The 13,235-nt window shown below is 46.2% G+C and carries 12 protein-coding genes; 8 read left to right on the forward strand and 4 right to left on the reverse strand.

Features of this window, described 5'->3' with window-relative positions:
- Window positions 1-91: 91 nt before the first annotated feature.
- Together map and ABQ275_RS10470 are read right to left on the reverse strand one after the other, a co-directional pair.
- On the reverse strand, window positions 92-850 hold the full coding sequence (gene map / locus ABQ275_RS10465) for a type I methionyl aminopeptidase (RefSeq protein WP_349318245.1): 759 nt from the start codon (window positions 848-850) through the stop codon (window positions 92-94).
- A 74-nt stretch (window positions 851-924) separates the two neighbouring features.
- Entirely contained in the window at window positions 925-2,457 is a 1,533-nt protein-coding gene (locus tag ABQ275_RS10470; protein WP_349318246.1) for a SulP family inorganic anion transporter, read from the reverse strand.
- 147 nt (window positions 2,458-2,604) lie between these two features.
- On the opposite strand from ABQ275_RS10470, the gene ABQ275_RS10475 reads away from it, so the two are divergent.
- The 4 genes from ABQ275_RS10475 (at window position 2,605) to ABQ275_RS10490 (ending at window position 6,449) form a co-directional block, all read left to right on the forward strand.
- Complete coding sequence (locus ABQ275_RS10475) at window positions 2,605-3,765, forward strand: glycoside hydrolase family 172 protein (protein ID WP_349318247.1); 1,161 nt, start codon at window positions 2,605-2,607, stop codon at window positions 3,763-3,765.
- 127 nt (window positions 3,766-3,892) lie between these two features.
- A complete protein-coding gene (locus ABQ275_RS10480) occupies window positions 3,893-4,687 on the forward strand; it encodes an ABC transporter permease (RefSeq protein WP_349318248.1) in 795 nt (264 codons plus the stop codon).
- A 1-nt stretch (window position 4,688) separates the two neighbouring features.
- Window positions 4,689-5,462, forward strand: coding sequence for an ATP-binding cassette domain-containing protein (locus tag ABQ275_RS10485; protein WP_349318249.1), 774 nt, complete (start codon window positions 4,689-4,691; stop codon window positions 5,460-5,462).
- A 3-nt stretch (window positions 5,463-5,465) separates the two neighbouring features.
- Complete coding sequence (locus ABQ275_RS10490; protein ID WP_349318250.1) at window positions 5,466-6,449, forward strand: MlaD family protein; 984 nt, start codon at window positions 5,466-5,468, stop codon at window positions 6,447-6,449.
- 130 nt (window positions 6,450-6,579) lie between these two features.
- Here the strand turns inward: ABQ275_RS10490 and ABQ275_RS10495 are convergent, their stop codons facing one another.
- On the reverse strand, window positions 6,580-7,032 hold the full coding sequence (locus tag ABQ275_RS10495; protein ID WP_349318251.1) for a YhcH/YjgK/YiaL family protein: 453 nt from the start codon (window positions 7,030-7,032) through the stop codon (window positions 6,580-6,582).
- 86 nt (window positions 7,033-7,118) lie between these two features.
- The gene (locus ABQ275_RS10500; protein ID WP_349318252.1) at window positions 7,119-7,889 is read right to left on the reverse strand and encodes a DeoR/GlpR family DNA-binding transcription regulator; all 771 of its coding nucleotides are present in this window, start codon (window positions 7,887-7,889) and stop codon (window positions 7,119-7,121) included.
- 384 nt (window positions 7,890-8,273) lie between these two features.
- Here ABQ275_RS10500 and ABQ275_RS10505 point away from each other — a divergent pair, with 384 nt between their 5' ends.
- The 4 genes from ABQ275_RS10505 (at window position 8,274) to ABQ275_RS10520 (ending at window position 13,213) form a co-directional block, all read left to right on the forward strand.
- On the forward strand, window positions 8,274-9,878 hold the full coding sequence (locus tag ABQ275_RS10505) for a glycerol-3-phosphate dehydrogenase/oxidase (RefSeq protein ID WP_349318253.1): 1,605 nt from the start codon (window positions 8,274-8,276) through the stop codon (window positions 9,876-9,878).
- A gap of 81 nt (window positions 9,879-9,959) precedes the next feature.
- Complete coding sequence (gene glpK / locus ABQ275_RS10510; RefSeq protein WP_349318254.1) at window positions 9,960-11,450, forward strand: glycerol kinase GlpK; 1,491 nt, start codon at window positions 9,960-9,962, stop codon at window positions 11,448-11,450.
- Between the two features lie 52 nt (window positions 11,451-11,502).
- Window positions 11,503-12,231, forward strand: coding sequence for an MIP/aquaporin family protein (locus tag ABQ275_RS10515; RefSeq protein ID WP_349318255.1), 729 nt, complete (start codon window positions 11,503-11,505; stop codon window positions 12,229-12,231).
- 46 nt (window positions 12,232-12,277) lie between these two features.
- Window positions 12,278-13,213, forward strand: coding sequence for a glycerophosphodiester phosphodiesterase family protein (locus ABQ275_RS10520; RefSeq protein ID WP_349318256.1), 936 nt, complete (start codon window positions 12,278-12,280; stop codon window positions 13,211-13,213).
- Window positions 13,214-13,235 lie beyond the last annotated feature (22 nt).

Consider the following 13,235-nt stretch of genomic DNA (forward strand, 5'->3'; position numbering starts at 1 on the left):
ATTTGGGGATTTTGAGATTTATTTATTTGAAATGCAGCAGAGATTAAGAAACGTACATCCGCTGCATTTCAAATAACTAAATTCCTAAAGACTATATTTCGTTGGAGGCAGTCAGGATCACCGGTTGGCCATCGGTAACAACGATGGTATGTTCATGCTGTGCTACGTAGCCGCCATTGTTACCAACAAGCGTCCATCCGTCGTTTCCCTGGTTGGCGTAGGTAGAAGCGGTGGCAATAAATGTTTCTATAGCTACGACGGAATTTTTCCGGAAGCGTGTTTTATTCAGCCGGTCGTAACAATTCAGGATGTCATCGGGCGCTTCGTGTAAGCTCCTGCCTACGCCATGTCCGGCGAGATTGCGGATCACACGGTAACCGGATTTATGTGCTGCTGTTTCTATCAGTTTGCCGATATCAGCAATTTTAACACCGCCTTTAATGTGGCTGAGTGCTGTATAAAGAATAGTCCTGGAGGCATTTACCAATGGCTGGTGATGATGAAGATCTGCGCCCAGTACAAAGGAGCCGCCATTATCTGACCAGAAGCCATCCAATTCTGCCGATACATCAATATTAACAAGATCTCCTTCCTGTAGTATCTTTTTCTCTGAAGGAATACCGTGTGCAATTTCATTGTTTATGCTGATACAGGTCCAGCCTGGAAAGCCGTAAGTGAGCTTGGGTGCTGACTTTGCGCCCAGACTGGCTAAGATCTTCCCGCCAAAATCGTCTACTCCTTTTGCTGTCATGCCTGGTTTGGCATAGTTGCGCATCTCTTTAAGTGTAATGGCTACGGCATCACTGATCTTCCGCATACCTTCCAATTCTGCTTCCGATGTAATTGACATATACTTTTTTTTCTCTAAAATTACTGATTTAAAACTTGCGGAGATCACAATACCGTTCTACCAGTTGTTGCATGTTATTTAACTGCCACCAGGTAGGCAGGATCTTCCATAATATTTACATCGATCACGTCAGCAGCATTTTTCAGCAGCACGCGGCAATCCGGGCTGAGGTGGCGCAGGTGCAGCGTTTTACCTGCCAGACGGTATTTTTCCGTCAGCTTATTCAAGGCTTCTATGCCCGACATATCTGCTACCCTGCTATCTTTAAAATCGATGATCACTTCCTGTGGATCATTCCCTACATCAAATTTTTCGTTGAAAGCTGTTACGGATCCAAAGAACAGCGGACCATAAATTTCATAGTGCCGGATGCCGTGTTCGTCTGTATATTTTCTGGCGCGGATACGTTTGGCGCTTTCCCATGCAAATACGAGCGCGGAAATGATCACCCCGATTAATACGGCCAGCGCCAGGTTATGCAGCCATACCGTAATAACAGCTACGAGTATCCCAATGATTACATCCTGTTTAGGCATTTTGTTGATGACCCGGAAGCTGGCCCATTCAAAAGTAGTGATAGCCACCATGATCATGACACCTACCAGTGCGGCCATCGGTACACGTTCTATTACCGGCGCACCGAAAAGCACCACCATGAGAATAGTGAGTGCCGCGATAATGCCCGACAAGCGGGCTTTGGCGCCGGCACCCAGGTTCACAAATGTTTGTGCAATCATAGCACAGCCACCCATGCCAAAGAAAAGGCCATTGAGGATATTGGCGCTACCCTGTGCAATACATTCCTTACTGCCATTGCCTTTGTTGCCTGTTATTTCATCTACGAGATTTAACGTGAGCAAACTTTCCGTCAACCCCACTCCTGCCATAATCAGTGCATAGGGAAAGATCACCTGTAACATCTCCAAAGTAAAAGGTACACTCGGCAGATGGAAAGGCGGAAACCCACCACTCACTGAGGCAATATCTTTTACCGTCCTGGTATCGATACCCAGTCCGAGTACAAGGCCAAACACCACGATGATAGCCACCAGCGATGCGGGGACGGCCTTTGTTATTTTAGGAAAGAATACAACGATAGCGATAGTTAATGCTACTAACCCGGTCATGATCCACAAAGGACTACCAGAAAGCCAGGTCAGTTCACCATTGGCCATGGTTTTAAACTGCCCGAACTGCGCCATAAAAATGATGACTGCCAACCCGTTTACAAATCCATACATCACCGGTTGTGGTACCAGCCGGATAAACTTGCCAAGCTTGAAAAGCCCTACTGCGGCCTGGAACACACCAGCCAGTATTACCGCCGCAAATACATATTCCAGTCCATGCGACTGCATCAATGCGATGAGTACAACAGCTGTGGCACCCGCACCACCAGACACCATGCCCGGCCGGCCGCCAAAAAGAGCGGTCACCAATCCCATGATAAATGCAGCGTATAGTCCTACCAGTGGTGGGAAACCCGCTAATATGGCAAAAGAGAGCGACTCGGGGATCATGGTCATCGCGACCGTTAGTCCCGCCAGTACTTCTACTTTATAATCGACTTTTTGTGAAAAATTGAACAGCCCTGAAATAGGTTTCATCAAAACAAATAAATGGTGAAAGAGGGCGCAAAAGTAGTGAAATTCTGTGGCTATCGGGTATGGCAGTATAAATGATCACGTCGGACATGGATTATAATTTTCCGTTTAAAAAAATTATCTTTCTAATATGCTAAAACCGCGTTATGTATGAGAATAATATCATTAATACTTCTTCTTGCAGGCTGTAGTCTTCACCTGTGCGCACAAAAGGCCGGTAATTTTAACGGGCTGGATATGAACCTGGGCAATCTGTACCGGTTGTCTGGTGCACAGACCCGCTCTATCAGTCCGGAAAATTTTACCGGCGAAAAGGGTAAAGGTGGCATGGCTACCCCGCAACAAAATGCAGCACCGAATACCGCCAACGCCTCCCATGCCGCCAGGGAACTGGGACAAGGCTGGAAGGTAAACCCCTTTGTGGTGATCAAGCCGGGGCAAACTTTTACCATGGGTGAAATCAGTGGTTCAGGAGCTATCCAGCATATCTGGATGACACCTACCGGTGTGTGGCGTTATTCTATCCTCCGTATTTATTGGGATGATGAGAAAGAACCCTCCGTAGAATGTCCGGTGGGTGACTTCTTCGGCATGGGCTGGAATGAATATGCACCGCTTAATTCATTGCCGGTGACTGTAAACCCCGGCAGCGCCTTTAACTGTTACTGGGCGATGCCTTTCCGCAGAAAATGCCGCATTACGATGGAGAATATCAACACAGAACCGATGAACCTGTATTACCAGATCGACTATACGCTGACAGATGTACCCGATGATGCCGCCTATTTCCATGCACAGTTCCGCCGGGCCAATCCTAATACCACTTCTGATTATGTACTGGTAGATAATATCCGGGGAAAAGGACAATACGTAGGTACCTATATGGCTATGGGCGTGAATAATTCCGGCTGGTGGGGAGAAGGCGAAATCAAGTTTTTCATGGATGGAGATACAAAATTCCCTACCATCTGTGGCACGGGTACAGAAGATTATTTCTGTGGTTCGTACAACTTTGACCGGGGAGGTAAATACACAGAATTCTGCACACCCTATGCGGGCTTACACCAGGTAATCCGCCCGGACGGCACCTATAAAGCCAGGCAACGTTTTGGTATGTATCGCTGGCATATCATGGACCCGGTACGTTTCGACAAGGAGCTGAAAGTGACCATCCAGGACCTGGGATGGCGGCAAGGTGGGCGGTATCTGCAACAGAAATCCGATATTTCCTCTGTTGTATACTGGTATCAGACAGAGCCACATCAGCCATTTCCGAAACTGCCATCCAGGGATGAGCTGGAAGTGAATTGATAAAATTCTTTTAGGACCGTTGATCTTTTTACCAATTCTGCTGTTGTATAAAAAAATAAGAACAATATTTGCATAATACTGAACCCACATTCATTCATTAGTTTAAGTAGCAGTTAAAAAACGGCAAATGGATTCCAGCAACGGGCAACCTGACAAACCATTTATATCGCTAAAAGTAGACGCCTTTTTCATCAGCGTTCATCACATCTTTTCATTCGTAGCCCGTTTTTTCCGGGAAGCATGCCGGCTGCCATTTGAGCGTCGGGAATTTACCCGGCAGTGCTACCAGGTGGGATATAAGTCCCTTGCACTTATCAGCCTCACCGGATTCATTACAGGGCTGGTGTTTACTAAACAATCACGTCCTTCGCTGGCTGAATTCGGCGCTACCTCCTGGCTGCCTTCGCTCATCGCGATAGCCATTATCCGGGCGCTGGCCCCATTGGTAACGGCGCTGATCTGCGCAGGTAAAATAGGTTCCGGTATCGGTGCAGAACTCGGCTCCATGAAAGTAACAGAACAGATTGATGCGATGGAAGTATCGGCGATCAACCCGTTTAAATTTCTCGTGGTAACCCGTGTACTGGCTACTACCGTATGCTTACCGATATTGATGGCTTATACGGCGCTTGTTGGCTTACTGGGGTCTTATCTTGATGTACACCTGAATGAACAGTTAAGCCTCACCGCCTTTTTCATGAAAGCTTTTAATGACATTACCTTCCTGGATCTGGGCGCCTCCACCTTTAAAGCCATGGTGTATGGTTTTACTATTGGTATCGTAAGTTGTTACCAGGGATATAATGCAAAACAAGGCACACAGGGCGTAGGTAAAGCTGCCAACATTTCGGTGGTAATATCCATGTTCCTGATTTTTATTGAAGAAGTAATTATAGTACAGGTAGTAAATTCTGTGAGATAGTATGAAACAACGCAACGCAGAAATAGATATGAACGATGTAGTGATCTCTATAAAAGATCTCTATAAATCATTCGGTAACAATCATGTACTACGTGGAGTGAACATGGACGTACACAAGGGAGAAAACGTAGTGGTACTCGGCCGTTCGGGTACCGGTAAATCCGTGCTGATCAAAATCATCGTAGGATTGCTACATCCCGATGCCGGAACGGTAAATGTATTGGGACAGGAAGTGAGCACACTGAAAAGCGCAGAGCTGCGCGAGCTGCGGATGCAGGTGGGCTTCTCCTTTCAGAGCAGCGCATTGTATGATAGTATGACGGTAGGTGAAAACCTGGCTTTCCCCCTGAGAAGAAATAACAAGAATATCAGCAACGACCAGGTACGGAGAATGGTAGATATTGTACTGGAAGCAGTAGGGCTTTCACAATCACTGAACCAGTTGCCGGCAGAACTTTCCGGCGGACAACGGAAACGCATAGGTATTGCCCGTACCCTCATTCTGAAGCCGCAGATCATGTTATATGATGAACCTACCGCCGGTCTTGACCCCATAACGTGTACAGAAATCAACAACCTGATCAATGAAGTACAACGCCGGTTCAATACAAGCTCCATCATCATCACACATGACCTCACCTGCGCAAAAGAAACAGGCGATAGCATTGCGGTGATGCAGGAAGGTAAATTTGTAGCACAGGGCTCTTTTGATGAAGTATTTGAAAAACAGAATGACCTGATCAAAAGTTTTTATCAATATAATTTCATACAGTAACCTATGAGTAAGGAAAGCAACAAACGGACAGTCATTGTAGGCATATTTGTTTTCATCGGGTTGGTCATCTTTATTGTAGGCATTCTCGTTCTCGGCGGGCAACGGAAAACATTTGTAAAGTCGCTCCGGGTGAGCGCCCTGTTCCATGATGTGAACGGACTGGCCGCCGGTAACAACGTCTGGTATTCCGGTGTAAAAATCGGAACAGTGAAAAAGATCACATTTGTAAAACTGGATGAGATAGAAGTGGTGATGAACATCGACAAAAGTTCCCGCCAGTTTATTCATAAAGATGTGAAAGCCAAAGTAGGCTCTGATGGCCTGGTAGGCAACAAGATCGTCATTCTTTCCGGCGGTACGGATAAAGTACCATCTATTGAAGATGGAGATGTACTGATCGTAGAACCCGCACTGAGCCCCGATAACATCATGGCTACCTTACAGGTGAATAATGAAAACCTGGTGGAGATAACCGGTAACCTGAAACTGATCACTAAAAAGATAGTAGACGGACAAGGCACCATTGGCAAGCTGATGACAGATGAATCGATGTACAACAATCTGCAGGCAACCATGGTTACCTTAAAAGCTACTGCTGGTAATACGCAACGCTTAACGGATGGTCTGGCTGATTATGCAGCCAAGTTACAAACCAAGGGATCGCTGGCCAACGACATCATCACCGACACCCTGGTATTTAACCATCTGCGGACAACCGTGTCACAGATGGAAGAAGCCATGCAAAAAGCAAATGGTGTGGTAGCGGATCTCAAACGTGCCAGTAGCAGCATCAGCGAGAACATCACCAGTGACCAGTCACCCGCCGGCGTGTTATTACATGACCAGGAATCAGCAGAAGGATTAAAGAAGATCATCAGCAACCTGGAATCCAGTACCTCCAAACTGGATCAGAATATGGAAGCACTGAAACATAATTTTTTATTCAGGGGATATTTCAGGAAGCAAGCGAAACGGAACAAGGATTAAAGGATGAATAGGATTTATAAGATGGGTGTTTTGTTGTTTGATTATGAAAACACAAATTATTATTGTAATTAATAATTACAAACAACAAAACACCCATCTTATAAATCCTATTCATCCTTTAATCCTGGTCTCAGACGCTTATTTTGATGACCACCTTTTTTACCATAGATGGTTTATCAGCCATGAGGTTTGGCATATGAAGATCTGTAGGAAAAAAGACGCCGAAACTGTTTTGTTCCAGTTTTGAGAAAAATACCGGTCTTTCCGCAAAGAGCATATAATCATCTGCATCACTGTAAGCTTTGGAAGGTGTTTTCTGGTGCAGAAAATCGTGTCCGACAAGCTCCTCTCCTTTTACGATATACTGGATATCGATATATTTTTTATGTGCTTCCATTTGCTCTGTGGCAGCATCTACCGTTTCATATTCGTTGACGATGGCAAAAATATTTGTTCCGTCAATTTCATACCGGCCTTTTTCCAGGCTGGAAAAATCTGTTTGTGCCAGGTATTCAAAAGCCTTTATAAATTTAAGACCTAAGCGGTAGTACAGATGGGCATTATCTAATGAATCAATTATCATGGGAGATAAGATCTAAATTAATTTGCGGTCAAAGGTAATCAGAAAAGATAGAATAAAGGAAGATAGCTATTGAATAACCCTTACCCCTATACGATGGTTACTTTGATCCCCATATCTTCCATGGCCTTCAGCGTATGAGGAGAGATCCCTTTATCAGTAATGATTTCGTCGATATCTTCCATGCCACAGATCCTGCCAAAGCCTCTTTTACCAAACTTACCGGAATCCGCCAGTACAATAATTTTTTGCACGGTGGCAATCATTTTCTGATTCAGGTGGGCTTCCATCATGTTGCTGGTAGTAAGACCAAACTCAATATCAATACCATCTACACCGAGAAACAATTTGCTGCAGGAGAAGTCGTCCAGTATCTTTTCAGCATAGTAACCTGTTACGGAAGATGAGCTGCTGCGCAGTTGTCCGCCTAACTGGATCACTTCAATATCGGGATAGCGGAGCAGTTCCAGCGCCACGTTGAGCGCACCGGTGATAACGGTTAAATGGCCTTTGGGGTGAATATGCCGGGCCAATGCCTGTACAGATGTACCTGAAGCGATGATGATGGCATCATTTGCAGCAATCAGTGCAGCGGCAGCCTGGCCTATACTATTCTTCTCTTCACGCCGGATGTTTTCCTTTTCATTTACCGGCTTATCATTCGTGTAGGGGTTATGTACGGTAGCGCCGCCATGTGAGCGGAATAACAGCGCCTTATCTTCCAGGAGCTTCAGGTCTTTTCGTATCGTTACACCTGATACATCGAGTTCTTTACACAGGTCAAGCACATTTACATATCCTTTTTCTTCCAGTTTGTCCAGGATAAACTTGTGGCGTTCAGCAATATTGATCATTGACATATCTCATAAAATTAACGTATTAAAATCTATACACAAGGGAATTGTTGTTGACTTTCAGGTATCACTCATATAGCTACAAGTTGCTTTCAATTAATTACTTATAGCTACAAAAAAAGATTAGCAATCTCTTTATTTTCAATTTTCGAAATATAATATTACAACAATACGAAAGCCAATTTCTACTGCTATTATATCTAAATTAATATAATTACCTAATAATCAGCTGATTGTTGCCAAATAATTAATTTTCTTTTCTTTCATCCAAAAAATTTCTTTTTTTTCACATTATTTTATACTTTGGTTTCGATTTGTTTTCTTTTCTTTTATTTTGCAGGCAATCTAAAGATAAGTTGAAAGAATTCAAAAGAGACATAAAGCAATAAAATGAACAGGAAGGAATTTGTAAAAAACATCAGATCGGCTCCAGGTCAGTACTGGGATATGATCATTATCGGCGGAGGGGCTACTGGTCTGGGTATAGCGATGGATGCGGCCACCCGCGGATACAGAACGTTATTACTGGAACAGGCGGATTTTGCAAAAGGCACTTCCAGCCGCAGCACCAAACTGGTACATGGAGGCGTGCGTTACCTGGCACAGGGCGATGTAGCCCTGGTGCGTGAAGCTTTATATGAAAGAGGGTTACTGTTACAAAACGCCCCACACCTGGCGCACAACCAGCAATTCATTATCCCGCACTATAGTTGGTGGCAGGGCCCCTTCTATACTATTGGCTTAAAAGTATACGACCTGCTTTCCGGTCGCCTGAGCCTCGGCAGATCAAAACATATCAGCAAAGCTGAAGCTATTAAAAGGTTGCCTACCATCCGGCCCGAAGGACTCAAAGGAGGAATTGTTTATCATGATGGTCAGTTTGATGACGCCAGGCTGGCGATCAACATTGCACAAACGGCTGCTGAAGGCGGCGCCGTACTCCTGAATTATTTCAAAGTAAATGGTTTACTGAAACAATCCAATGGCAGGATCAATGGTGTAAAAGCGCAGGACCTGGAAACAGGAGAAACCTATTCCCTGTCTGCCCGCACCGTTATTAATGCTACCGGCGTATTCGTTGATGAAATTCTTCAGCTGGATAATCCCGCCGCCCGCCGCATGGTAAAACCCAGTCAGGGTGTACACCTGGTACTGGACAGCGCATTCCTGGACAGCGACAGTGCCATCATGATTCCGAAAACACCGGACGGCAGGGTACTCTTCGCCGTACCATGGCATGGCAAAGTACTGCTGGGCACCACAGATACACCGCTGGATGACCACAGCATGGAACCAATCGCACTGGAAGAGGAAATCAATTTCATCCTCGAAACAGCCGCCAAATACCTGTCACGCCCACCTTCCCGTGCGGATGTGCGCAGTGTGTTTGCAGGTCTGCGCCCACTCGCAGCACCACAAAAAAGTACCGGCAGCACCAAAGAGATCTCCCGCAGCCATAAGATACTGGTAGCGCCTTCCGGCCTGATCACCATCACCGGCGGTAAATGGACCACCTTCCGCAGAATGGCAGAAGATACGGTAGATGAAGCCATCAAAACAGGTGGCATCCCTCCTGCCAAGTGCCAGACCAAAGATTTGCACATACACGGTTACCAGCTGCAACCATCTGCTACGGAACCATTAAATGTATATGGCAGCGATGCTACGATGCTGAAAGCATTCATTTCCTTGTTTCCTGAACTGAACCATCAACTACACCCGCGCCTGCCCTATATCAAAGCACAGGTAATATGGGCAGTACGGCATGAGATGGCCCGCACAGTGGAAGATACGCTTGCACGGCGCTTAAGGGCCTTGTTCCTCGATGCAGCCGCAGCTATTGACATGGCGCCATCTGTGGCCGCACTCATGGCGGAGGAAATGGGCAAAGACGAGGAATGGCAAAAAGCACAGGTGAAAGAATTTACAGCCATGGCGCAACATTATCTATTAAATAATAACAGCGCGCATGAACAGATGCGTGTAACGGCATAGCATAAACGAAGTTTAGTTATCATGACTAATTCCACCAACAAAACCAGGTACTGATTAAATCCACGTAGAAAAAGGAAAAACATGACCAAATACATTATGGCGCTGGACCAGGGCACCACGAGCTCAAGGGCGATCATTTTCGACAAAGCCGGCGCAGTTATTTCAGTTGCACAGAAAGAATTTACGCAGCTCTTCCCACAACCGGGATGGGTAGAACATGATCCTGCTGAAATATGGAGCAGCCAGATAGGCGTAGCCACAGAAGCGATGGCTAAAATAGGACTGGAAGGAGGCGATATTGCGGCTATTGGTATTACCAACCAGCGTGAAACCACCTTGGTATGGGACCGTACAACCGGCAAACCCATTCACAACGCTATTGTATGGCAGGATCGCCGTACAGCCGCCTATTGCGACAGCCTGAAGGCAGCGGGTCATGAAACAATGGTGCGCGAAAAAACCGGTCTTGTTATAGATGCTTACTTCTCCGGCACAAAAGTGAAATGGATCCTGGATAATGTATCCGGTGCAAGAGAACTGGCTGCGAAAGGACAACTGGCCTTTGGTACCGTTGATGCCTGGCTGGTATGGAACCTCACCCATGGAACTGTACATGCTACAGACATTACCAACGCCTCCCGCACTATGTTGTTCAATATACATACACAGGATTGGGATACGGAATTACTCACCCTGCTGGACATTCCGGTTTCCATGCTACCGGTAGTAAATGAATCCAGCGAAGTATACGGCCATACAGCAGCGGGCATCTTCGCCGCGCAGATCCCTATTGCAGGAATCGCCGGCGACCAGCACGCCGCCTTGTTCGGGCAGATGTGTACTGCACCCGGCATGGTGAAGAACACTTATGGAACCGGCTGTTTCATGCTGATGAATATCGGCGACACGCCCATCATCAGTAAAAATAACCTGCTGACAACCGTTGCCTGGAAAGTAAACGGACAGATACAATATGCACTGGAAGGCAGCATCTTTATTGCCGGCGCGATCGTACAATGGTTGCGCGATGGACTGGGTATTATCCGTTCTTCCGCGGAAGTAGAAGCACTCGCCGCAAGTGTGGATCAGAATGAAGGTGTATACCTGGTACCCGCTTTCGCCGGACTGGGCGCGCCACACTGGGACCAGCACGCACGCGGTACACTCGTAGGCATGACCCGTGGTACCAACTCCGCACATATCGCCAGGGCTGCCCTGGAAAGTATTGCTTATCAAACGATGGAAGTATTACAGGCAATGGAAGCAGATGCCAATATCAGTATTAAAGAACTGCGTGTAGATGGGGGTGCCACCGGCAATAACCTCCTCATGCAATTCCAGGCTGATATCCTGGGCACCAATGTAGTAAGACCCGGTATTACAGAAACGACTGCGTTAGGTGCAGCATATCTCGCAGGCCTGGCTATCGGCTACTGGAAAGACCAGGAAGAAATCCGCAGTCAGTGGAAGATGGAAAAATGCTTTACTCCCAGTCTCGCCAAAGAGCATCATGAAGAATGGATTGGCGGATGGAACAAAGCAGTAAAGGCTGCTAAAGCGTGGGCACAATAAAAAGAATAACAACGTAATCAGTAAATAAAAAAAATCTGAAAATACTTTTTTTATGTCTCCATACTTAGCAGAATTTTTAGGTACCGCTTTGCTGATCTTGCTGGGAAACGGCGTAGTAGCGAATGTGGTGCTTCACAAAACAAAAGGTAACAACAGCGGCTGGATCGTGATCACCACGGGTTGGGCGCTGGCTGTTTATATCGGTGTAGTGCTGGCGGGGCCATATAGCGGCGCGCACCTGAACCCGGCAGTAACATTATCACTTGCATTGGCCGGTAAGTTTGAGTGGAGCAACGTGCCCATGTTTATCGCAGTACAAATGCTGGGTGCTATGCTGGGTACTTTCCTGGTATGGTACAACTACAAAGATCACCTGGATGAAACACAGGAAGGCGGATTGCAACGTGCGGTGTTCTGTACAGAACCCGCTATCCGTAAGCCTTTCAGGAATTTTGTATGTGAAGCTACCGGCACCTTTGTATTGTTGTTCACCATCTTTTATTTCACCAACGCAGAGATAGGACCCGATAAAACGCCCGTGGGATTAGGTTCCCTTGGTGCAGTGCCGGTTGCTTTCCTGGTATGGTCTATTGGTTTGTCGCTGGGCGGCACTACCGGCTATGCCATCAATCCGGCCAGGGATCTGGGTCCCAGGATTATGCATGCCATCTTACCGATTAAAGGAAAAGAACATAGTGACTGGGGCTATGCCTGGGTACCGGTAGCAGGACCACTGGCTGGCGGTGCATTGGCAGCAGCCTTGTACCTGCTGATAAAATAGTGTACCCATTACAAACACATAAACAGAAACCTGTAAAAAACATACAATGAAAAAGCAAAAAAACATATTATTAATGGTATGTGCGGTGGCTGTTGCATGCAGCAGTTTTACCGCCTGCAAAACCACCAAACAAAGCGGCACACAAACCGCTGCGTTGCCTTCCTTCTTTAAGGTAGGACACCGCGGTACCCGTGGGTTAATGCCTGAGAACACCATCCCTGCCATGTATAAGGGACTGGAAACAGGCGCCAACACTATTGAGTTTGATGTGCATATCACAAAAGACGGAAAGGTGCTTGTATATCATGATGCCTACTTTACACCATCTTATACCACTACACCGGATGGCAAAGATATACCGGCTGCAGAACGCTGGAACTATAATTTTTACAAGATGGATTATACCAACATCCGTCAGTTTATCATCGGTGAAAAAGCGTATCCCGCTTTCCCGGAACAGCAGCGGCTCCGCTCCTATGCACCCCTCCTGTCTGATATGATCGACTCCGTAGAAGCCTATACGAAAGCAAATCATCTGCCACCGGCATTTTACCTGCTGGAGGTTAAATCTTCTGAAGCAACAGATGGTAAGGAACAACCAGTACCGGAAGAATTTATGAAGATATTAATGGCTGTAAAGCAATTAAAACCGCTGGGCAACAGACTGCTGATCCAGTCTTTTGATGTGCGCCCATTACAGGTGCTGCATAAAACGCACCCACACATTAAACTGGGATTCCTGACCGGCGACAGCAAAAAAACTTTCGAACAAAACATGGAACAGCTTGGCTTTACACCACTTTTTTACAACCCGTCCTCCCCACTGGTAACACCTGAACTGGTGAGTAAATGTCATGCTAAAAACATGCTGATAGTGCCATGGACGGTACAGGAACCAACAGCAATGAAGAATTTGAAAGCAATGGGTGTAGATGGTATTATTACTGACTACCCCAACAGATTACATGATGCAGGATTATAAAACAATTTATCCGACCAAAATG

This window comes from Chitinophaga sp. MM2321, assembly GCF_964033635.1.
Lineage (GTDB): Bacteria > Bacteroidota > Bacteroidia > Chitinophagales > Chitinophagaceae > Chitinophaga.